This is a genomic window from Tenacibaculum aquaeponti (assembly GCF_057221555.1).
In genome coordinates this window covers 2621838-2644206 of the sequence record NZ_CM170147.1, presented here as the reverse complement: position 1 = coordinate 2644206, position 22369 = coordinate 2621838, and the positions used below count along the sequence as shown (strand labels likewise).

Annotated in this window: 19 protein-coding genes; 6 read left to right on the top strand and 13 right to left on the bottom strand. The window is 29.9% G+C overall.

Features of this window, described 5'->3' with window-relative positions; genetic code table 11:
- The first annotated feature begins 19 nt into the window (after positions 1-19).
- Positions 20-550 (top strand): GNAT family N-acetyltransferase, encoded by a 531-nt coding sequence (locus tag AC2TEO_RS11935; RefSeq protein ID WP_442265044.1) that lies wholly within the window; start codon positions 20-22, stop codon positions 548-550.
- A gap of 66 nt (positions 551-616) precedes the next feature.
- On the top strand, positions 617-1195 hold the full coding sequence (locus tag AC2TEO_RS11930; protein ID WP_442265043.1) for a hypothetical protein: 579 nt from the start codon (positions 617-619) through the stop codon (positions 1193-1195).
- Here AC2TEO_RS11930 and AC2TEO_RS11925 read toward each other — a convergent pair.
- Positions 1176-3926, bottom strand: coding sequence for a PD-(D/E)XK nuclease family protein (locus AC2TEO_RS11925; protein WP_442265042.1), 2751 nt, complete (start codon positions 3924-3926; stop codon positions 1176-1178). The two genes, AC2TEO_RS11930 and AC2TEO_RS11925, sit on opposite strands and share 20 nt — an antisense overlap.
- 145 nt (positions 3927-4071) lie before the next feature.
- On the opposite strand from AC2TEO_RS11925, the gene AC2TEO_RS11920 reads away from it, so the two are divergent.
- The 4 genes from AC2TEO_RS11920 (at position 4072) to AC2TEO_RS11905 (ending at position 6981) form a co-directional block, all read left to right on the top strand.
- Positions 4072-4848 (top strand): amidohydrolase, encoded by a 777-nt coding sequence (locus AC2TEO_RS11920; protein ID WP_442265041.1) that lies wholly within the window; start codon positions 4072-4074, stop codon positions 4846-4848.
- Positions 4849-5469, top strand: a complete 621-nt coding sequence (locus tag AC2TEO_RS11915; protein WP_442265040.1) for an acyloxyacyl hydrolase — start codon at positions 4849-4851, stop codon at positions 5467-5469. It abuts the gene before it with no gap.
- Between the two features lie 56 nt (positions 5470-5525).
- Positions 5526-6359, top strand: a complete 834-nt coding sequence (locus tag AC2TEO_RS11910; RefSeq protein WP_442265039.1) for a rhomboid family intramembrane serine protease — start codon at positions 5526-5528, stop codon at positions 6357-6359.
- An 82-nt stretch (positions 6360-6441) separates the two neighbouring features.
- Positions 6442-6981 (top strand): DUF4377 domain-containing protein, encoded by a 540-nt coding sequence (locus AC2TEO_RS11905; protein WP_442265038.1) that lies wholly within the window; start codon positions 6442-6444, stop codon positions 6979-6981.
- Between the two features lie 51 nt (positions 6982-7032).
- Here the strand turns inward: AC2TEO_RS11905 and AC2TEO_RS11900 are convergent, their stop codons facing one another.
- The 12 genes from AC2TEO_RS11900 to AC2TEO_RS11845 form a co-directional block, all read right to left on the bottom strand.
- Positions 7033-8013 carry an acyl-ACP desaturase gene (locus AC2TEO_RS11900; RefSeq protein WP_442265037.1) on the bottom strand — a complete coding sequence of 327 codons (981 nt, stop codon included), beginning with the start codon at positions 8011-8013 and terminating at the stop codon, positions 7033-7035.
- A gap of 12 nt (positions 8014-8025) precedes the next feature.
- A complete protein-coding gene (locus tag AC2TEO_RS11895; RefSeq protein ID WP_442265036.1) occupies positions 8026-8757 on the bottom strand; it encodes a lysophospholipid acyltransferase family protein in 732 nt (243 codons plus the stop codon).
- Positions 8758-8806: 49 nt separating this feature from the next.
- The gene (locus AC2TEO_RS11890) at positions 8807-9220 is read right to left on the bottom strand and encodes a hypothetical protein (protein ID WP_442267764.1); all 414 of its coding nucleotides are present in this window, start codon (positions 9218-9220) and stop codon (positions 8807-8809) included.
- 97 nt (positions 9221-9317) lie between these two features.
- Entirely contained in the window at positions 9318-12545 is a 3228-nt protein-coding gene (locus tag AC2TEO_RS11885) for an outer membrane beta-barrel protein (protein WP_442265035.1), read from the bottom strand.
- Positions 12546-12669: 124 nt separating this feature from the next.
- The gene (gene pgi, locus AC2TEO_RS11880) at positions 12670-14238 is read right to left on the bottom strand and encodes a glucose-6-phosphate isomerase (RefSeq protein WP_442265034.1); all 1569 of its coding nucleotides are present in this window, start codon (positions 14236-14238) and stop codon (positions 12670-12672) included.
- A gap of 7 nt (positions 14239-14245) precedes the next feature.
- Positions 14246-15562 carry a M23 family metallopeptidase gene (locus AC2TEO_RS11875; protein WP_442265033.1) on the bottom strand — a complete coding sequence of 439 codons (1317 nt, stop codon included), beginning with the start codon at positions 15560-15562 and terminating at the stop codon, positions 14246-14248.
- A 91-nt stretch (positions 15563-15653) separates the two neighbouring features.
- Positions 15654-16433, bottom strand: a complete 780-nt coding sequence (locus AC2TEO_RS11870; RefSeq protein WP_442265032.1) for a DUF3108 domain-containing protein — start codon at positions 16431-16433, stop codon at positions 15654-15656.
- 65 nt (positions 16434-16498) lie between these two features.
- Complete coding sequence (locus tag AC2TEO_RS11865; RefSeq protein WP_442265031.1) at positions 16499-19057, bottom strand: TonB-dependent receptor; 2559 nt, start codon at positions 19055-19057, stop codon at positions 16499-16501.
- Positions 19054-19983 carry a FecR family protein gene (locus AC2TEO_RS11860; protein WP_442265030.1) on the bottom strand — a complete coding sequence of 310 codons (930 nt, stop codon included), beginning with the start codon at positions 19981-19983 and terminating at the stop codon, positions 19054-19056. Before AC2TEO_RS11860 ends, AC2TEO_RS11865 begins: the two co-directional genes overlap by 4 nt.
- Before the next feature lie 3 nt (positions 19984-19986).
- Entirely contained in the window at positions 19987-20505 is a 519-nt protein-coding gene (locus tag AC2TEO_RS11855; RefSeq protein WP_442265029.1) for an RNA polymerase sigma factor, read from the bottom strand.
- Between the two features lie 94 nt (positions 20506-20599).
- On the bottom strand, positions 20600-21253 hold the full coding sequence (locus AC2TEO_RS11850; protein WP_442265028.1) for a hypothetical protein: 654 nt from the start codon (positions 21251-21253) through the stop codon (positions 20600-20602).
- A gap of 141 nt (positions 21254-21394) precedes the next feature.
- The gene (locus AC2TEO_RS11845) at positions 21395-22312 is read right to left on the bottom strand and encodes a tryptophan 2,3-dioxygenase family protein (protein WP_442265027.1); all 918 of its coding nucleotides are present in this window, start codon (positions 22310-22312) and stop codon (positions 21395-21397) included.
- Positions 22313-22369 lie beyond the last annotated feature (57 nt).

The window sequence follows — 22369 nt, the reverse complement described above, 5'->3', positions numbered from 1 at the left end:
GTAAACCTTCTACTTATTTATGATCACTTTTACAAAAACTTCTAATGTTTCTGAACTAACTCAAATTTTAGAATTACAACAACGCAACTTACCCAAGAAACTTACTGAAGAAGAAAAGAAAACTCAGGGTTTTGTTACTGTTGAACATGATTTAGAAATACTTTCTAAAATGCATGATCTTCATCCTCATATTATTGCAAAAGACAATGATAATGTTGTTGGCTATGCACTATCGATGTCAACTTCATTTAAAAATGAAATTCCTGTTTTAATTCCTATGTTTAATGAAATAGACAAACTTAATATTAACCCGAATTTTATTGTAATGGGACAAGTTTGTGTTGATAAAGCATATAGAGGAAAAGGAATTTTTAGAGGTTTGTATGATACAATGGCCACAACTTTTTCTGGTGAGTTTACAAGTATTATCACAGAAATTGACGCTAATAATACTCGATCTTTAAAAGCACATGAAACTATTGGGTTTTCCGATCTTTGTACTTATGAAGCTGGACAACAATTATGGAAAGTAGTTGTTATGAATATTTGATCTATTAGTTTTGATAACACAATGGAATAATCTTTGATACAAAAAAATCCTATAAAATCTTATGCTATGAAAAAATATATACTATCACTATTTTTTATATCATTATCTATTTACAACTATGCATGTAGCTGTAATGATATTCCATTTGAAAAAGCTGTTGAATGGGCCGATGAAATTTTCATTGGTCGTTTAATTGAAATTAAAGAAGTGAAATATGAAACAAGTTTAGATGACCCCGAAGAAAGATATACTAGACTATGGTATGCAAAATTTGAAATAACAAAAAAATGGAAAGGTTCAAATAAAAAATATATTAAAGTATATCAACCTTCAACTAGTTGTGATTTTGATTTTAACTCACTAAATAGACATTATTTGGTATACACTAAAAAAGAAGAAGTTTTTAAGTTTTTTAATACTGAAAATGAAATTTCAAGACATACTACATGGCTTTGTGCTAGAAACAGAGAATACGAATTTGTTAATGAACCTGAAGATAGTGATTATTTTAAACTCAATAAATTATTTCCAAACGAGGTTAAATTAAGTAATTTTCAAATTAACTGGAAATTACCACTTTTGGGAGTATTAATTTTTATCACTGGTTTATTTATTGGAAGAAAAACTAAAAAGGCAAATCTGTAGGTTCTAAAAATGATATTTCTGGATTGTAAATCTCTTGAATTAACTTTTTAACTTGATCGATAAACGAATCTATTCTATCTAAAGAAACATTGTTGTCTTGCCCACGATACTTTTCAGAGAAGTTTAACTTCATAAATCCAGATTTCAATCTTTTAAAAGAAATGATTCCAGCTTCTATTTCAAGTTCTGCCGTAGGATTATTTTGTGTATACATAAACGCATACAACAATACCTGAATGGCTTTGCTATATTTAAAATCTACAACGGCTGTTATATCCGAAATTTTTAAATCTGAAGCATTAACAACTCCTGTTTTGTAATCAATAATACGAGTTACTCCGTTAAGTTGATCTACACGATCTACTTGTCCGTGTATTTTAATCGGATAATCGATTCCGTCTACATTAAAAAATGCTTCATAATCTTTTTCTACTTCAACAATTTTTAAGGCATTATTCTCATCTGAAAGCAATGTGATTTCTTGATCTAAAAAGTTTTGTACAAAACGAACAGCAACTTCAAAAATCAATCTGTTTTTTCCAGTAGTAATATCTCCATTTTTAAAATACTCTGCGAAGAAATGTTCTACCAATTCAGAAACCTTCTTCTTCATCACAGATACATCATTTTTCACGATAAACTTTCCGACAAAAGGTTCGTATAAAACACGTAACGTTTCGTGCACAACAGTTCCTAAAGTATTAAATGCAACTTCTTCTTCGATATCGTCAAACTCTCTAATTTTTAAAACTTTTTGCTGATAAAAAGCAACCGGATTATACAAATAATTGGTTAATGCAGAAGGAGAAATTCCTTTAGTAGCTAATTCTTTTAATCGTTCAAGAATCGCTTTATTTTTATGAACTTCTAATTGTTCTTTGGTTTGCTGTGTTACTTTCGGACTTATAAATGTGTGCTTTACATTATCTTTTAACAACTCTAATTGTGTTAAAAAACGACTCTTCTCTCCTCCTCCATACGAATCACTTTCCGTATTATAAATCAAATAAATATTTTCTGCTCTTTGAATCAGTCTGAAAAAGTGATACGAGAAAATTGCATCTTTTTCTTTATAACTAGGCAAACCGTAATGCACTTTTGCATCAAAAGGAATAAATGACGTTTGTTTACTAGATGCTGGAAAAACACCTTCATTTACCGAAGTAATAATTACATTTTTAAAATCTAACAGACGTGTTTCTAACATTCCCATCAACTGTAAACCTTGTAAAGGTTCTCCTTGGAAGGATAAACTTTCAGAAGAAATAAGCTGTTTAAAGAACTGATATAAAACTTTTAAATCGGAAAAATAACCAAACTCTAATTGTAAATTTTGTAACTGATTAAAAGCTGTGTAGTATCGAAATAAAAACTCTTTTTCTAATCCTTCAACTTTATCTTTTAAATGCTCTATAAATCGAACTATTCTTTGTAAAAAAGCATCTACTGTTTTAAACTCTGAAAATAAATCGGAAATCAAATCTCGTTTTACTTCATCTAAATTTTTAAGATAACTTTCGATGTAAGTTTTAGAAACAAAAGTTCTGTTTTCAGTAAAAATTGCACCTATAATTTGCTCAGAAACAACTTCGGTTTCTGTAGTTAGTATTTTATAAACAAAAGGTTCTTTCAATAATTTTACTACTTCTTTGTAATAAAATTGTTGCGCATCTTTTTTCTGAAGTCTTTCTTGTGTAATGAACAGTTGAAACAACGACAAAAACAAACTTGTTGACGGCATATCTTTTAACGGATATCCCATCGTAATATTCACTGAATTTACATTCAGCGGTAACGAATTTAAGGTAATTGGTAATTGTGATTCTTCGGCTAAAACTAAAGCTGTATTTTCATGACTAGAGAATTGCGATAACAATTCTCCTGCATACTTCATTTGTGTTACATTTTTAGAAGCTCCGATTAATTCGATATTCTTAGGTTGCGAAAACCAATTTCCAACCGTTTTTATTTCATTTGTTTGATAATATTTCCACCTGGTTTTATACTTTCTAATAAATGCACCTGCTTGATGATTTGAATACAAAAACGTTTCATCAATATCCCAATACACTTCAGTATTTCCTTCCAACAACATTTGTTTTATCATGAATTCTTCTGCTTTGTTTAAAGCATTAAATCCAATAAAAAAGAACTTTCTATCTCCAGATTGTTGTAAAAATCCTTCTAATTTTTCGGTCGCTTCTCTGTACAGACATCCTTGATATCCGATTTTATTTTCAATCAGATATTCATAGAAAAAATTATAATATTCGTTTAGTTTTTCAGTGAATGCAAAGTGATCTTTTATTAATTCAGTTTCTTGAAAAGTACCTTTTACTGACCATTTTTTTAAACGTTCTACGTCTCGAATGTAAACGAACACTTCTTTCGTATTTACTAAATGCTGATCGATCTCATTAAAGTCTTGTAACACTGTAAATGCCCAAGAAGCAAAAACATCAAACGTATCTGGTTTTTCTTCAACCTTTTTATAAATCTGATAGAAATAAAACAATAACTGAATTGAATCTACTTTACGAATTCCAGATACTTCTTCTGTAAACTCTTCAATGTTCAATATTTCAGGGAAAAAACCTTTTACTTGCGCATCTTTTAGTGCTTGCTTTACAAAAACTCCAGCACGATTCGATGGCAATACAAAAGTTACATCTTGAAAAGATTGCGTCGTTTTTAAGATGTCTTGAATTGTTTCCTGAATAAATGTTTGCATTTATTTTATTTCTGTTTGAATCTTTAAATTGAGAATACAAAGTTAAGTCAATAATGTTATTCTTAAGAATAAAGAGATAACATGATAACTGGATAGATTTCTAAAATACGATAATTATGTTATTTTTGATTTCAACTAAATACAAATGAATACACTTTCTGTTGCTGCATTACAATCTGATTTAGTTTGGGAAAACCCGACTAAAAATTTAGAAAACTTCACAAAGAAAATAAATCATATTTCTGATGCTGTAGATCTTATCGTGTTACCAGAAATGTTCACCACCGGTTTTTCCATGAATGCTAGAAATTTGGCTGAAAAAATGGATGGTGTTTCTGTACAATGGATGCAAAAAACAGCAGTAGCAAAAAATGCCGCTATACTTGGAAGTATTATTATTGAAGAAAATGATGCGTATTTTAATCGTTTGTTATTTGTTTTTCCGTCAGGTGAAATTCAGTATTACGATAAAAAACATACGTTTACTTTAGCTAAAGAACACGAAACGTATACTTCGGGAACTCAAAAGTTAATTGTGGAATACAAAGGATGGAAAATTTGTCCGCTTATTTGTTACGATTTACGTTTTCCTGTTTGGGCTAGAAACGTAGAAGATTATGATTTACTTTTATATACTGCAAGTTGGCCTAAAAAACGAATTAACGCTTGGGATGCTTTATTAAAAGCTAGAGCAATTGAAAATATGAGTTTTACCATTGGTGTAAACAGAATTGGTTTAGATGGAAATGATTATGAATACGTTGGTCATTCTGCTGTTTATGATTGCTTAGGGAATTGTTTGTCTGAAGAAAATAATGAACTAGAAAATACAATTACATTGAAACTTCAGAAAAATGAACAAGATACAGTTCGAGAAAAACTTGGCTTTTTAAAAGACCGAGATAAATTTAGTTTGCTATAAATGAAAAAATCAATTTTCTTATTTTTTTTATTCAATCTAACGGTAATAACACTTTTTTCTCAAGAACGCAAAATTTACTTGGGTTTAAATTATGGTAGAGCAACACAGAATAGCTTTCCATTAAATGATCCAGATTACAGTTATGATAATCAGTATTTAAAAGTTCAGATCAATTATCCGCTAACACTAAAGGAGAACTTTAATTTTGAACTTTTAATTGAGCCAAGTATATACTTTGCTAATCATCAATTATTAAACGAACAATTTGTTTTACCAACCACAGAAAACTATTTAGAGTTACGAGAAAAATTTACCAAAAGGAGAGCTTTTGAAGAATATGCTTTAAACATTGGAATTTTAGTTCGCTATAATGTGTTTTCAAATTTTAGTTCGTATTTACTTGGTAGTGTAGGTCCTATGATTTCTAATGAAGACACAGAACGTTTAAAAAGAGGATTTGCTTTTTCTGATATTTTAGGTTTAGGGTTTTCTTGGAAACAAAAAAGAATACTATTTGATTTTCGATTGACCTTACGACACAATTCTAATTTAAATTTTGCTTCCCCTAATAAAGGACATAATAGTTTTGGTATTGAATCTGGAATTTCTTTTCAACTTTAAATGAATCGTTTTTATTCCTATTTTTACTAACGAGTTAAAAAATATTCAATATTTATATGGAAAAAGTACAACTGTTCACTTTACTTCTTATCGGTGTAACAGCTTTTATTACTAACAAAGGTTTAAAGGAATTTACTTTTCAAGACAAATTCTTATTTCATGTTGATAAAGTATTCATCAACAAAGAATATATCCGACTAATTTCATCAGGTTTTCTTCATGTAGATTGGAAACACTTTGCATTTAATATGATTACCCTATATCTTTTCGGATCTAATTTAGAGGATTCTATTGGTGCATTTCTTTTCTTCCTAATTTATCTCATCAGTTTAATCGGTGGAAATCTGTTTGCTTTATACATTCATAAAAACCATTCCGATTATAGAGCTGTTGGTGCTTCTGGAGCTGTTAGTGGAATCGTTTTTGCTGCTATTGGATTGTCTCCTGGTATGGAAATTGGTTTTATCATTCTTCCTTTTAAATTTCCTGCTTGGTTATATGCTATAGGATACGTTTTATACTCTATTTACGGAATTACAAGTAAAAAAGATAATATTGGGCACGAAGCTCATTTAGGTGGTGCAATCATAGGTTTATTAACCGCTATTGCTATTAAACCAGAAGTTATTAATACTAATTTTTTAACTATTGCGCTAGCATTAATTCCAACTTCTATATTCTTGTTTTTACTTATTATTAAACCCCATATTCTTTTATTGAATGATCCGTTTAAAAGCGCACCTAAAAACGTTACTATTGATGATAAATTCAATGAAATAAAAGTAGCTAAACAACAAGAAATTGATTCTATCTTAGATAAGATAAATCAAAAAGGATACAATAATCTTACTCAAAAGGAAAAAGAAAGATTAGATGAGCTTTCTAAATAATAAGATTAAAAATAAGTTCTTTTCTTAAGCAACCAAATTAAACATTCATTATCTATCTAGTATAAATTAAAAAGATTTAGAAATGAAAAAACTTATTTTATTATTTACTTTTATTGGATTATTAACCTCTTGTGAAGAAGACAATGAAAGTCAAATTGTTGACATTCGTGTAAATCATTACAAAAACACTGCTATAGGTTTAGCTCCACAGTTTACACTTTTAGTTCAAGAAGGAAATGTTTTAAACACTGACACTTGGTTTAATTTCTTTTCTACAATTGAAGGATTCACCTACGAACCTGGTTATACTTATGCCTTGTCTGTAAAAAAAGAAGTTGTTTCTAACCCGCCACAGGATGCTAGTTCTTTAAAATATACTCTTCAAAAAGTGATATCTAAAGAAAAAGTTAGTGACGATACTTCTTTTAATCTTTCTCTTAAACTTGACGGAAATAGCTTTGTAAATGTTTCTTCTTCAAATTTTTTAATTCTAAATACAATAACAATTGATTGTGGAGATTTATGTCAAGAATTAGAAAACAAACTATTAACCGAAAACAATGTAACTGGTACTTTTAAGCATATAAATGAAAATAAGTTAAAATTAGTTGATTTAAATTAAATCAAATTTGTCCATAAATAAAAAAAGCAACCGAATTGGTTGCTTTTTTGTTTATGCTGGTATCATCCATTTAAATTTAAAATCTGTATCTGGAATTACAATTCTTTCTGTAATTCGATACATTCTATCTGGCAATTTCATTAAGTAATCTCTTGCCTTTTCAGCTTCAGCGGTTAAACCTGTAATTTTATCAATTTCCCAAGCTGCATTTAATTTTCTAAGAATATCTACATAATCGAAACCTGTATATACTCCAATTCGTTGTGCTACTGTTGAAAAATCATCAAATAAGCTTCCTTTCTCATTAAAAGATTCACGTAAATGCATTGCTGGCATCACAATTTTATGTTTCATCATTTTTTCAAAAGCTAACATCATTTCACTAGGATCTATTGTAAAAATTTCTTTTACAAATGCTGTATAAGCTTTATGATGTCTCATTTCATCTCCTGCAATAATTTTAGACATTCTTGCTAATAATTTATGCCCTTTTTTACGTGCTATTTTTGCAACATTATTATGCGAAATATATGTTGCTAGTTCTTGAAAACTGGTATATACAAAATTCTTATACGGATCTGTTGAAGTTCCAATATCAAACCCATCTGCTATTAAATGCTGTGTAGAAATTTCTACTTCACGCATATTCACTCTTCCAGAAAGGTATAAGTATTTGTTTAATACATCACCGTGACGATTTTCTTCCGCTGTCCAAGCTCTTACCCATTTAGCCCAACCGTTATCAGGATCTTGTTTCACTCCATCTAACTCCATTAACCAAGATTCATAAGTTGGCAAAGCTTCTTCGGTAATTGTATCACCTACTAAAACAGCCCAAAAATCATCTCCTAATTCTTTAGAAATTTCTTGTATCTCTTTAACCTCTTCTATAAAGTTATCACTCTGAGAATTAGGCAAAAAATCAGTTGGTTGCCAAATTTTTTCAATTGGTATTAAAAAATCTTCTACAAAACCATGGATTTTACTTTCCAAGGTTTTCATTACTTCTTTTCTTATATTGTTTATCGACATTAATCTAGTTGTTTATTCTACTACAGCACCCTTAATATCAGCTTCTACTTTAGCTAATAAATCATCAAATGGTAAACTGTTTATCTTTATTGGTTCGTGTGTTGTAATTTTTATCGGACTTCCAATTCCTAAAGGAAATTTTCCATACTTAAATACTTTCCAAGAATTGTTTATTGTTAATGGAACTACATAACTATCTGGATTGTATTTTACAAGCATCTTAAGTCCATTAGATGCAAAGCTTTTAGGTTGTCCATTTCTACTTCTTGTTCCTTCAGGAAAAATAGTTGCGGACCAGTTATTTTTATGAATTCTTTTAGCGAAATCGATCATTTCTGTTATAGCTTGTTTTCTATCTTTTCTATCGATTAAGGCAGCTCCTCCATGTTTTAAATTGAAAGAAATACTTGGAATTCCTTTTCCTAATTCTTTTTTAGAAACAAATTTTGGATAATGTTTTCTGAAATACCAAATAATTGGAGGAATATCAAACATACTTTGATGATTAGACACAAAAATAATCGTTTGGTTTTCTGGAATTTCATATTTGTTTTCTACACGAACTGGCACTCCTAAAATTAGTAATGATTTTACTAAAAACCAGTTCATAATATTCACTACTTTTTGATGCCCTTTTTGACCACCTAATTTTAAACCTAACCATTGAATTGGGTGAAAAATTAGAAGTAGCAAGAAAAATACAATTGCAAAAATTGAGGATAAAAAATAACTTATTAACTTCATTTTTTAAAAAATAAGATTCCCGCTAATTGCGGGAATTATGTTTTTAGTTTTAAGATAACCAATTAGACCAAGGAATTCTTGACAAAACAAACAGTAAGGCTATTCCATAAAAAATAGTAAAGGTTTTAAATTTAGATTCACTTTTCACTTGTTTCTTATGCTTAGACCATCCTATTGTGATTAAAGTAATTGCTAAAATCATCATTATTGGGTGCTCTACAGCCAACAACCTGTTTGTAGCATCTATTCCATTAGCTTTCATAGATTTATACCAAGGAGACATAAAGTACCATCCTAAACCTATCAATAACTGAATGTGAGCAGTGATTAAAGTAAACAATCCTAAGCGGAAATCTTTATGTGTAAATTCTTTTTTCTGTACTAATCCTATTACAGCATTTACAACAGCAAAAAGTAATACTGCTAATGCAATGTAAGCCCAATAAGAGTGAACTGTTTTCATCATAATTAGTTAGTTTATTTATATGGTAAAAGTACTGAATTTTATGCATAAAAAAACCACCTCAAATGAGGTGGTTTTAAAAAATATGGTGAATATCTTAGTTAAAGATATATCTAAGACCAATTTGTGCTTGCCATCTAGAAGATTGAATTCCTCTATCATCAATTTGATTGATAGTTGGTCTTCTATTTGGATCGAAAGTAAACTCTGGATTATCAGTACCTCCTCTTGTAACATTAATAAGACTTACATCACTAGCGAAATATGTTTTACCCCAATCTTTATTTAATAAGTTTGTGAAGTTAAAAATATCTGCACTTAACTGTAATGTATGCTTTTGACCGAAAGCTTTAACTGTGAAATCTTGTAAGAACTTTAAATCTACAACATGAGAAAATCTAGCTCTATCTCCATTTCTTTCTGCATAAGTACCTCTTCTTGTTCTTAAATAATCATCATTTTCTATATAAGCATCTAATGCTGCCCACTGCTCAGCAGCTGTTACTGTAGTACCGTTACTTGTAAAATCAACTAAGTTAATTTCAGAAGCATTAGCTGGTACATAGATTAATGCATTATCTCTTGAATCATCATTTAATAAATCACGTCCTCCATATACATAAGAGAATGGTCTTCCTTCTGCTCCATTATAAAATAAACCAATTGTTGTTTTTAAGTTTTCGTTCCATTTGAAATCTGCACTTACATTAGCGAAAACTCTACTTCCTTGATCAAAACCTGATCTACCTAATTGAGGATTTCCGTTTTTACCATTAACAGTAACGATTCCTCTCCACTGAGAACTGTTTTGAGATGAAGTACCATCGAAGATACTTGTAGAAGATCCGTAAGAATAAGTAGCAGTAGAATATACATCAATTAAAGAACTCTTAAATGTGTTTCTAGCTGTGAAAGATGTATTCCAAGAACTACCAACATTTGTATTAGATGCTAAAATAATTCTTCCATATGTATTATCTATAGAACCTCTTCTGTTATAGAATGGTCTGTTATCTGCTCCAATTAAATTTCCTACTGCATCAGGAATATTTAAGTTTTCATAGAAAATTGCTGATAAATTATCGTTATAAACAAAATCAGCAGAAACAGAGAAACCTGCTGGTAACTTTCTATCAACAGCAATGTTATATTTTACTACTTGTGGTAATTGGAAATCTGGAGTAAATAAATCTACATTTCCTCCTGTGAATCCAGAACCTGGAGCAACACCAATTGGCTGAGTATTAACATCTGGGTTAAAAGTTAAACCTGTAGCATCTTCAAAGTTTCCTTGAGTAACACCATTATTGTTATATGTTCCTCCTGGCCATACTAATGGTAATCTAGAAACGAAGATACCCATACCTCCACGAATTTGAGTAGTCGATTTTCCATCAACATCCCAGTTAAATCCTAATCTAGGAGAAATATATAATCTTGAGTTAACTCCTCGACCAACTCTAGCTCCTTTTAAATCTTTTCCTGCAGCTTCTAACAAAGCAACAGTTCTTGTATTAAAATCATTATTTACTGCTCCATCTTCCCATACTGGAACGTCGAAACGTAAACCTGCAGTAAGTTTTAAGTTATCTGAAAAATCTACTTCATCTTGAACATAGAAACCAAATTGTTTAGTTCCGAATTCTGCAGCACCAGAAGAATCATCTCCTACACTATTAGAAATTAATGAGTAGTTTCTTTCAAAATCAATTAAATTCGTGTTATTGATAAAATCATCAACAGAATCGTATACATATGTACCATAGTTAGAAGCAAAGAATAAATTCTTAACATCTGTAAATTCGTTATGAGTTCCTAAAGTTACAGTATGCTTACCATAGTAAATATTAAAGTTGTTTGTTACAGTTAAAACATCTGTGTTTAACAAGTTAGCTGTTGAAAAACGTTCAGCACCAAACTGAATACCATCAAAACCAAAAGTATTAATACCATCTCCAATTACTACAGTTGGGAATGGGTTACCAAATGGAGATCTATCGTCTCTTACTCTTGTATAACCAACTAATAAACTGTTTGCTATTTTATCTCCTTGATAATTCCACTCTAAAGAAGAAGAGTTTGTGTTACTGATGAAAAACTCAGAACCATTAGAAAAACCTAAACTTCTAGAACCAGAACTTCTAGTTTCTAAATTTTCTGCACTTACATAAGTGTGTTTTAATAAAAGTTTATTTCTATCATCAATATTCCAATCGATTTTTGCAGTAATCTTATCACTTTGTAAAGTTCTTAATGCATTCTCGAAGCTTCCGATATCGTAACCATAAGTATTTAACACATGGTTTCTTAATCTAGTAATATCAGCAGCATCAGAATCACCGTCATAATTTTCAATTGCAAATGGTTGTGGTAATTCATCATCTTGTCTTTCATAATTTACGAAGAAGAATAATTTATCTTCAATAATAGGACCTCCAATTCTTACACCATAAGTATTAGCAGTAAATTCTCCTAATTTTTGTCTTCCTTCAGAACCTACTAAATCAACTGGAGTTTTTCCAGCTAAATCTTCATTTCTTGTAAAGAAATAGGCAGATCCTTCAAACTTATTAGTTCCTGATCTTGTAATAGCATTAATTGCACCTCCTGTAAATCCAGATTGTCTTACATCAAATGGAGCAATATTTACTTGAAATTGCTCGATTGCATCAATAGAAAAAGGACTAACACCTGTTTGTCCTCCGTTTGTTCCAGAACCTGCTAAACCGAACACATCATTGTTTACAGCTCCATCAATATAAATAGAGTTATATCTGTTATTCTGTCCACTAATAGAAATTGAGAATCCATCATCTCCTTCACTAATTTGAGTTTGAGGAGTTAATCTTACGAAATCTGCAACAGAACGTGAAGCAGAAGCTAACGTAGCTAATTCTCTTTTTCCGATAGTAGTTTCAGAACCAGTTTTATTACCATCGATTAATCCATCTCTTTGCGCATTAATTACAACCTCTTCAAGTTGATTAGAATCTTCTTTAAGAGTAAGGTTGAATTTTTTAGACTGACCTAATGTTAAATAGATCCCACTATTTTCAATTGTTTGGAAACCAACAAAAGAAATAGTTAACTTATATGGCCCACCTGTTCTCATGTTAGAAATTCTAAAGAATCCATCAAGATCTGTAGAAGCACCATACTTAGTTCCTGAAGGTGTATGTACTAAAAGTACATTAGCACCTGGTAACGGTTCCCCTGTGTTATCTGTGATTTTTCCAGAAGCAGAAGAAGAAGTTACCCCCTGACCTAATACTGTTGTTACAACAAACAGTAAAGATACTAGTAGTAAATTTTTGAAATTTTTCATTGTCCTTTATATAATGTAATTAAAACGAAGCAAAATTCACTCTTTTTAATATTTCCAATATTAAATAAATGTTAACTTTTTTAACGATCCTTTAAGAATATTCTCTTCGTTTTAATTTTCAGGACTAATTTTTTAAGATTTTTTTAGCTAATTCCTTCCCTAACTCAACTCCAAACTGGTCATAAGAATATATATTCCAAATGATTCCCTGCACAAAAATTTTGTGCTCATATAATGAAATTAGTTTCCCTAAAGATTTAGGTGTCAATTCATCAAATAAAATCCCATTACTTGGTCTATTACCTGTAAATACTTTATAAGGAAGTAATGAGTTAATTTTCTCCATTTCCCCAGAAGTTTTTAACTCTAAATGTACTTCTTCTTTGGTTTTACCGAAAGCAAGTGCCTCCATTTGGGCATTATAGTTTGCCAATAATTTATTGTGGTGATCTTCCAAACCGTGTAACGATACTTTGTAACCTATAAAATCTGTTGGTATTAGCTTTGTACCTTGATGAACTAACTGCATAAATGCGTGTTGCATGTTTGTTCCTGTGCTTCCCCAAACAATTGTTCCTGTTTGATAAGTAATTTCATTTCCATCTCTATCAACTCCTTTTCCGTTACTTTCCATAACAGCCTGTTGAAGATAATCTGGAAGTTTTGATAAGTATTGTGTATATGGTAAAATTGCTTCTGTTTCTGCTCCATAGAAATTATTATACCAAATACTTAATAAAGCTAAAATAACAGGTATATTTTCATCAAACTCTGAAGTTCTGAAATGGATGTCCATTTCTTCTGCTCCGTTTAATAATTCTCTAAAATTATCGAATCCTACAGCTAAACTTATTGACAAACCTACTGCAGACCATAAAGAGAATCTTCCTCCAACCCAATTCCACATTGGGAATACATTATTTTTATCGATACCAAAATCGTAAACTGCATCTAAGTTTGTAGAAACTGCAACAAAATGTTTTGCTACATCGAAAATTGATCCAGATTTTAAAAACCAATTTTTGATTGTATTGGCATTACTAATTGTTTCTTGAGTTGTAAATGTTTTTGATACAATTACAAAAAGTGTTGTTTCAGGATTTAAATTCTTTAATACTTCAGAAACATGATCTCCATCTACATTAGAAACAAAATGTGTATTTAATTTATTCTTGTAAAACTTTAGTCCTTCAACAATCATATCTGGACCTAAATCTGATCCTCCTATTCCAATATTTACAACATCAGTAATAGATTTTCCCGAATACCCTTTCCATTTTCCAGAAATTACTTTATTACTAAAAGCTCTAATTTTTCTTAGTGCGGTTTGAACTTTTGGTTTGATATCTTTTCCGTCGACTAAAACTGGCTCTTCAGAAGTACTTCTTAAGGCAGTGTGTAATACAGCTCTACCTTCAGTAACATTTATCGTTTCTCCTGTAAAATATTTCTCTATGGCATCTTTTAACTCTACCTCATTAGCTAATTCAACTAATAAATCTAAAGTTTCTCTAGTGATTCTATTTTTTGAGAAATCAACTTCTAAATCATTAACTGTTACAGAGAAATTTTCTTTTCTATTTTCATCTAACCTAAATAATTCTTTTAAGTTTAAGCTTTTAGATGCTTCAAAATGATCTGTTAATTTTTTCCAAGCTTCTGTTTGAGTTGGATTATAGTTTTTCAAAGCCATAGATTGATTAATTTTTAACGATAGTTTTATCCTCTTCTGTTTTTTCTAACTCTTCTGTTTCTAAAATATCATCTTCAATTACAGGCAAAGGAATTTTATTTAGTTGTTCTTTTAAGGGACTTATAAACTCAAAGTATTTTGGTTTAAGACTATCTACCATTGGTTTAGCAGTAGGTAATTTTTGTCTGAAAGGATCTACTTGCTTCCCATTTTTCCAGAATCGATAACATACGTGTGGTCCACTAGTATTACCTGTCATCCCTACCCATCCTATAATATCTCCTTGTTTTACATAATCTCCAACACGAACTTTACGTCGTTTCATGTGTAAATATTGAGTAGTATATGTGCTATTGTGTTTCACTTTAACATAATTCCCATTCCCTCCTCTTCTTGCAGATTCTACAACAGTTCCACTTGCAGTAGTCATAATTGGAGTTCCGTAAGCTGCTGCAAAATCTGTTCCTTTATGTGGTCTCACTTTATTGCCATATAACGCAATACGCCTTCTTAGATTGTATCTTGAAGAAATTCGGTATTGAAATTTTATTGGTGATTTTAAAAATTGCCTTCTTAGTAATCCAGCCTCATCATCATAATAATCTACATCTCCTTTAATAGAATCTGCTACATAACGATATGCATACAAATCGGTTCCTTTGTGATTAAACACAGCTGCTTTTATTTTTCCATACCCAACAGGAACTGTATCATTTATAAATTTTTGCTCGAATATTAATTTAAAAGTATCATCCTTTTGAAGCCTGTAAAAATCTACAGTCCAAGAATAAATATCAGCTACTTCATTAGCCAAGGTAGCTCCATAACCTAAAGTATCTATCGCTTGAGAAAAATTATCTATAATTTTTCCTGAAACTTCTCTTTCTACAATTTTGACAGGCTCTTTGTATGTATACGCTTCAACGATAGAATCTTTAAAATTAATTACTGTAGATTCTATTCTATTGTGTTTATAAATAAAAACTTGGGCTACTTGAGCTGTATCTTTTGATGCTAAAATGGTGTAAGGTTTACCAGCCCTAACTTTCCTAACATCAAACGTATCTTTTATTGTTGTAGAAATTGCATTAATTTTTGGATAAAACACATGATGCCGATCTAGAATAATCCCAAAACTTTCTCCACTTTTTATTGTATCATTAATAACAATATAATTATCAATATTAAAACCATACTCTATGACTGGTTCTGGTTCTTTTATTTCTATAACCTCTTCTGGTGTTTCTTCTATTTTTTCTTGCTTACAAGAAATTGATAAAATAATAATGATTAAAAAAATACACGAATAGTAACTAGCCTTCACCTCTTTGTTTTTTGCTCCTCTTAAGAAACAAATGTACAAATAATTGCTTTCGTTAAAGCTACTTTAACACAATGTAAATAACTAAAACGATTTAGTCATAAATAACCTCAAAAGGATTTGCTAAACCTTTGTATGATTCTAATTCTGCTCTAAGCGAACCTACAGCTAAAGAAGCTTTCATTTTAATTGGAATTTTATTGTCGTCTGCTGTGATCCAAATCGTCACGCTCTCTTCTGCTTTAAAAACTCTTCCCGCTTGTACTAGAGGCCTAAATTTCTGAGTCTTAAGTTTTCCGAATTTTGTATTTATGGTTTCGTATCCTAAACAATGTAGTTTAAAAGGATACGATTTTTCATCAAAAAACATAGAGACGTCAATTTCATCACCTTTTTTAAGGTTTTTAGTGTCATGGCTTCTGAGAAAGTAAAATGTAGAAATCATATCTTGAGGTCCTTTAACAGAAAATACACTATCTTTTTTCTTAAGAAAATCTTGAACTCTTGCTGTATTTTTGTTGTGATCGAAAGTTATTTGTTTATCTTTTTTATAACCGCCTTCATCTATTTTCCTCTTAAATAAAATAGGTTTTACCTCTGGAATTTTAAAATAACTCTCATATTTATCTTCTACTTTAAAAAACCAACCGACTACTGTTGAAGTTTTCCCTTCTCCTGTAGCATGAAGTACTTTTTCTCCTTCAAGTTCAGTTTCTTGCAAAGATAATGTTGCTGTACCTGCTTTTAAAAAACCGCTATAGCTCATTCGGTATTGTAACCATTCACCTCCTTTAAAAGCAGATGGTATTGATTCTTGTGAAAAAACTTCACACAGTCCTAATAAAAAAACTAAAAAAAATATCGTTTTTCTCATACTTTCAAACTTATAAAAAAAGAATGACAATTATTGTTCCAAAAAATTAATTAGTAATTTAATAACTAAAACTGAACTCTAAAAACTACATTTGGAGTAAAGCCTAAAGAAAAAGTATCAACTGTATCATAACCATCCATAAATGTACTTCTTGATTTTTCAAAAGTTCTTCTCAATATATTTCTTCTATCATATAAATTGATAAAAGAAATTCCTATTTTGGATTTTATATTTTGTTTTTTATCCCAAAAAAAATCATAAGTAACAGAAGTATCTAAGCGATGATATACTGGTAAAAACTTCCCGTTTCTCTTTCCTAGTTCGTCTATTACAAATTGTTGTTCATCTGGATCTCCTGCAATTATTTCGTCAAAAGGCAAACCTGCTCTTATATTCCATCCTAAAGAAAAATTCCATTTTCCAAGAGTGACTTGTTGAGCTACATAAATAGCATTAGAAATACTAAAAGCACCATCGAAAGTACTTCCTTCATTCACTCCCGAAAATGTAGACTTATTATCACCAAAAGTGTAAGTTAACAATGTATTTGTATACGGTGACCATTCTTTTTTCACTAAAATTTCTGCTCCTAAAACTTGAGCCTTTCCATTAAACACAGTTTCTCCTTCTTCATTATTAAAACCTGTTACTAAAGAAGTAATTCCGTTTATGTTTTTATAATACGCTTCGAAATCTATTAACCAACTACCTTTATTAAATAACAATCCTGCCGTGAATTGTTGGCTTTCTAAAAGAGGAACTTCTCTACCATTAGAAATAGTCCAAAGTTGATTTTCTAAACCAAATTCAGTAGTGAAAAATTCATTTATTCGGCTCGTATATTGTTTCTTTAACTCTGCAGAAGCATTTAACCATAAACCAGAATCTACTTGTACTCTTCCATAAATTCTAGGTTCAAAAAAAGTTTCATTCAGCAAAGGCATATAACTAGCTCTTAAACCTGCACTTATATTTATTCTTTTTCCTTTTTTAAGAATATATTCTAACAATACAGTTTGTTGATTGTTTATATTATCATCTGAATCTTGAACACTAGTTGGAACAGCTGTATTTTCTTGCTGTAAACTGTAAGTAATATCGCTATGTGTAAATTGATAACCTAATTTTATCGTACTGAAATCTCCTATCTTTTTGCTAACCTGAGTGTAAAAATCAACTTCTTCAATGTCATTCTTTTTTAAAGTAAAATCGAAAACTGAATCGTCTTGAGTTTTATTTCCATCGTAAAACAACTTGTACTTTGAATAATATATTTGAAACATTGATTCTACTGTTTCACTCCACTTTTTCTTCCAAGTAAAACCATAACCATCATTTTCTATATCGATAAAATCTGAACGAACTTCGCGTTCATTTTTATTATCTAAAATGTAGCTTAAATCATTTTTGATACTTATTTGCTGAAATGAAAATGTATTGTTTTCATTAGGTTGATAAACAACTTTTGTATTAAAATCGATAAAACTAAACTCATTCTTATCTTCTATAAAAGAACGTTCTTCAACCATTCTACTTCCATCGGAAATGATTGTATTCTGAAATACTTTTTGAGATAACTTATCAAATGTTGGTGTATTAAACACATCTGCAATTGATCTTCTAAATGAAAATTGCACCCCTAATTTATCACCTAAAGGAATTGTAGTATTTACATCTGCACTAGTGAAATTAAATCCTGCTCCTGCTGAAAACTTTTCAGGAACTTTATTCATTGTTTTAATATCAATAACCCCTGCAATATGATTTCCATACTTTGCATTGGAAGCGTTTTTATAAACAAAAACATTATCAACAACATAAGGGTTGAAAGCAGAAATAGACCCAAAGAAATGAGAAGTATTATATAATTTTATTCCATCAAAAAGAATTAAATTCTGATCTGGTGTTCCTCCTCTAATATGAATTCCTGAAGCACTTTCAATAGGACTTTGAATACCTGGTAATTGCTGTGTGCTTAATAAAACATCTGCTTCTGTTAAACCTGGTAAAATTCCCTGTTTTCTTGGTGTTAACAAAATTGAACCATCTGTGTTTTTTGCAATTCCCGTGGTTAAATAACTGGAAATTATAATCTCGTTAAGTGTTTGAGACGATTCTTTTAAGTACACTTTTATATTATTTTCTTTTTTCAATTCAGTTACTGTTTTTTCTATATTTTCGTAACCAACAAAGGAAAAAGTAACAGTATCTTTTTCATGTAAACCTTTCAACTCAAAATAGCCTTTTTCATCTGTTCCTACACCTTTCTCTTTTGTAAAAACTGCAGCATCTAGTAATGGAATTTTTGAATTTCCATCGAAAATATAACCCGAAATCTTAATGTTATCTGTATTAGAAGCTATTGTATAATAACGATCGTTAATCTTTTTAATTTTTAATCCTGTTTTCTTCTCTATTTGCTGAATTAAAACAGCTAATAAACTATCTCTATTATCAACCTTTATTGATTTGTTTTTGATAATATCTTCAGAAAAAGAAAACTTTATATTATACGTTTTTTCAATCGTGTTTAACACCTCTAACAAGGGCACCTGCTTCTCTTTTTGAGCAAAAAGAAAAGTATAAAACACGATAAAAATTAGGGATAATCGTACTCTTATCATTTCTGCCCTTTAGATCGAAGTGTTACTTTTTTACCTTCTTCTAAATCGTAATTTAAATTCATAGAAGTAGTAATTGTTTTTAATGCAATTTCTAGATCATTTGTTGGAAAACTTCCAGAGAAACGTTTGTCTAAATCGACATTATCTGAAATTACAGTAGCTCCATAAGTTTTAATTAAACTTTGCACTACAAATCGTAATGGTGTGTTTTTAAAACTGCTTTCAAAATTTTTCCAAGTTGGTGAAACTTCAGAAAAATTCCAGCTTTCAAATGCAGCATTTCCTATCTGACGAACTGCATCTCCTTGAGTTAAAATAAACTTTTCTTTATTTCTAACTACACGGACTTTACCTTCAAAACAATGTACCTCTAAAAAGTTTTTATGTTGATTTACATTAAATTGAGTTCCTAATACTGCTACTGATCCTTCAGAAGTTACTACTTCGAATTTACTTCCTTTTTTAACCTTGAAATATGCTTCTCCTTTAAGATTTAACCTTCTATTTTTTTTCCAATCTTTTTTATTGAATTCTAAAAAAGAATCTGAATTTAAAACTACCTCTGAACTATCTGGTAATAAAACAGCTAATTGCTCACCGAAATCTGTAGCGTATGTTTCGTTAGTGTTAAATATTTGAAATAAACCAAATAAAAATATTAAAGAAGCTGCAACACCGCTAACTAAATAATATCTATTTAATTTTCGCACTGGTTTTTGCTCTTTTTCATTAAACTTGGTTTTCTCCATGAAGGCATTAAATGACTTATCATTATCTACATAAGGAGTAGAAAATCCCGATGAACTTTCTAATATCTTTTTATAAGTAGAAAATTCTGATGAATTCTCTAAAACATTAAGTTCTTCGGAAGAAATGTTTCCTTCTATAAACTTATTTAATAATATTTCAAATTCTTGATTTTCCATTTCTTAAATACCTTCTATTTGATTTCTCAACTGCTTCAATGCTTTACTCATTCTCTTCTCAACTGTCTTAATAGAAATATTAAGTAAGTCTGCTATCTCTCTGTATTTCTTTTTATCTATCCTATTTAAAAGAAACACTTCTCTTTCATTATCTGGTAAATCTGCAATTGCGGATTCTAGTTTTTTTAAAAACTCTTGTTCTTCTAATAAAAACTCTGGATTCTCGTTAGTTCTATCGTTAGTGTTTTTATTTAGTTTTTGATGTTCTAAAACTATTTTTTTGTGTTTTACCATATTTAAAAAAGCATTAGAAGCCATGGTAAACAATAACGATTTTACAGATTTAAATACTATCGTAGAACATTTTTTCCAGATTGTCATAAAACAATCTTGAATAATATCTTCAGCCACATCTATATCTCCACACTTATAGTACACAAAATTGCGTAATGCCGTTGCATTAGTTTTGTATACTTGTTCGAACACTTTCGAATTACACAATGATTTATCCTCTACTTCCATTAATGCTAAAATAACTCCTTTTACATCAAAAAAAATAAGAACAGAGTATTTGTACTTATTTAAACTCTGTTCTTTTACCAGAAGAAGTTAAAAACTATTTAATAATTAAACTTATATCATCAATAGCTACTACTCCTGCCATTAATACCACCAATCTATAGTTTCCTGCAATTAAATCTTTTGGTAAGTTTTCAGAAAACTGAATCCAACCTTCAGAATTTACTGCTGGTCTAAACCTAATCGTTCTTTCTGGAAATGAAGGAACATTCGGGTCAATTCTTTCTAAGATCACATCCAACCTGTTTGTTTCCAAATTTAATCCTGTAGTTTCATCTGGCATATAATATTTAAACTCTACTCTACTTTTCTCTTTAATTAAGTCAGATTCTAATTTAAAATTTGTTGCAACAATACCTTTAAAAGGATCTTCACAAGCTCCTTTATCTATCCCCATAAAAAATGTTGAGTTTCCATTAAAATCGTACCCTTTCCATGGAGAAAAATCTTCTTTTTGGGCTCTATATAATCTTGAACATCTAGAACCCATATCATCCTTTGCGTCTGTTACTGGGGCATTTGTTGGATGACCTGTTATAGTACTATGCCCAATAAACCCTTCTGAGTCATCTTCAAAATCAAATAAAAACACAATCTTTTCTTCACTTTCAATAGGTTCTAAACTTGTATCTGAACAGCTAAAAAAAAGGGCTAAACTTACTAAAACTAGTAATACATTTACTTTTTTCATTTTATAAATTATTTTTAATGTTATGTGTATGTAATACAACTAACTTTTTTTTTACCCTCTCTTTCTTAATTATTTTTTTAAAAAACAAAAAAAAGATCAGTTATTTCAACTGATCTTTTTTTATATACTTTGTATTATTTTTTAAAAAGTTCCCCAACTTTCTAACTCTTCTTTACTCCATAAATAAGGGAAGAAAACTCTTTTTTGATATTTCGGGTGTAAATATTTTCTCCAACTACTACCTCCTGTAGCTTCTAAATCTTTATCATTTCCTCCTAAATATTTTCCTGCAGCATTATAATGTGCCATTACCCACTTTACATTTACCGTATAATCATAATGACGCATTGCTTTAATCAAAGTTTCGTCTTTTTGAATATCTTCTGGAAGTTGTTTAAATTTTTTAGAAAGATTTATGTCATTATAATCTTCCATAAACTCTATAAATTCTCCCATATATTTTTTTTCAAACAACTTTAATAATGTTGTTTTTTGACCCGTGGAATAGTTTTTTCCAGCGGCTTGCCAATATAAATGCTCATAAGCGTTTTTAAATGAAGAATTACGATCAATTGTGTCTCTAAAACGAACATCTATTAAGTTGATTAATTCTGTAGAAGCAAACTCAATTTTTCTATACTGAGCACTTTGAAATCCACTCGCAGGAGTTAAAGTATTTCTAAATTTTAAATATTGTTCAACATCCATTCCATCTCCCATAACATTAAATGAGCTACTCAAAACATCAAAATATCTACTAATCCTCATTAAATGCTTTGAAAATTTATCTGCTGAAATTGTAACACTTTTTGCTACTTGATCAATTTCCCAAAGAATCATTTTGAATAATAATTCGTTTACCTGATGATACATGATAAACACCATTTCATCTGGCTCTGTAGTTCTAGGAATTTGTAAACCTAATAATGCATCTGTTTGAATATAATCCCAGTATGTAATTGGTTTACTCCAAAGCAATCCTTCTAACATTGCTTCAACAGGCACTCCTAATTTTTCATACTTTTCTTCTATTGCTTTCAGTAATTCTTCTCGACTCATTTGTTTTTAGACTAAAGAATAAAAGAAGCCAAGATACAAGACTTTGTATACTTTTAG

Bases quoted from the DNA above. Each gene is read 5' to 3' on its own strand.
- AC2TEO_RS11885 (WP_442265035.1), bottom strand. From the start codon at position 12,545: ATGAAAAATTTCAAAAATTTACTACTAGTATCTTTACTGTTTGTTGTA.
- AC2TEO_RS11850 (WP_442265028.1), bottom strand. From the start codon at position 21,253: ATGAAAAAAGTAAATGTATTACTAGTTTTAGTAAGTTTAGCCCTTTTT.
- AC2TEO_RS11915 (WP_442265040.1), top strand. From the start codon at position 4,849: ATGAAAAAATCAATTTTCTTATTTTTTTTATTCAATCTAACGGTAATA.
- pgi (WP_442265034.1), bottom strand. From the start codon at position 14,238: ATGGCTTTGAAAAACTATAATCCAACTCAAACAGAAGCTTGGAAAAAA.
- AC2TEO_RS11930 (WP_442265043.1), top strand. From the start codon at position 617: ATGAAAAAATATATACTATCACTATTTTTTATATCATTATCTATTTAC.
- AC2TEO_RS11910 (WP_442265039.1), top strand. From the start codon at position 5,526: ATGGAAAAAGTACAACTGTTCACTTTACTTCTTATCGGTGTAACAGCT.
- AC2TEO_RS11845 (WP_442265027.1), bottom strand. From the start codon at position 22,312: ATGAGTCGAGAAGAATTACTGAAAGCAATAGAAGAAAAGTATGAAAAA.
- AC2TEO_RS11860 (WP_442265030.1), bottom strand. From the start codon at position 19,983: ATGGAAAATCAAGAATTTGAAATATTATTAAATAAGTTTATAGAAGGA.
- AC2TEO_RS11925 (WP_442265042.1), bottom strand. From the start codon at position 3,926: ATGCAAACATTTATTCAGGAAACAATTCAAGACATCTTAAAAACGACG.
- AC2TEO_RS11920 (WP_442265041.1), top strand. From the start codon at position 4,072: ATGAATACACTTTCTGTTGCTGCATTACAATCTGATTTAGTTTGGGAA.
- AC2TEO_RS11935 (WP_442265044.1), top strand. From the start codon at position 20: ATGATCACTTTTACAAAAACTTCTAATGTTTCTGAACTAACTCAAATT.
- AC2TEO_RS11865 (WP_442265031.1), bottom strand. From the start codon at position 19,057: ATGATAAGAGTACGATTATCCCTAATTTTTATCGTGTTTTATACTTTT.
- AC2TEO_RS11900 (WP_442265037.1), bottom strand. From the start codon at position 8,013: ATGTCGATAAACAATATAAGAAAAGAAGTAATGAAAACCTTGGAAAGT.
- AC2TEO_RS11855 (WP_442265029.1), bottom strand. From the start codon at position 20,505: ATGGAAGTAGAGGATAAATCATTGTGTAATTCGAAAGTGTTCGAACAA.
- AC2TEO_RS11905 (WP_442265038.1), top strand. From the start codon at position 6,442: ATGAAAAAACTTATTTTATTATTTACTTTTATTGGATTATTAACCTCT.
- AC2TEO_RS11890 (WP_442267764.1), bottom strand. From the start codon at position 9,220: ATGAAAACAGTTCACTCTTATTGGGCTTACATTGCATTAGCAGTATTA.
- AC2TEO_RS11895 (WP_442265036.1), bottom strand. From the start codon at position 8,757: ATGAAGTTAATAAGTTATTTTTTATCCTCAATTTTTGCAATTGTATTT.
- AC2TEO_RS11870 (WP_442265032.1), bottom strand. From the start codon at position 16,433: ATGAGAAAAACGATATTTTTTTTAGTTTTTTTATTAGGACTGTGTGAA.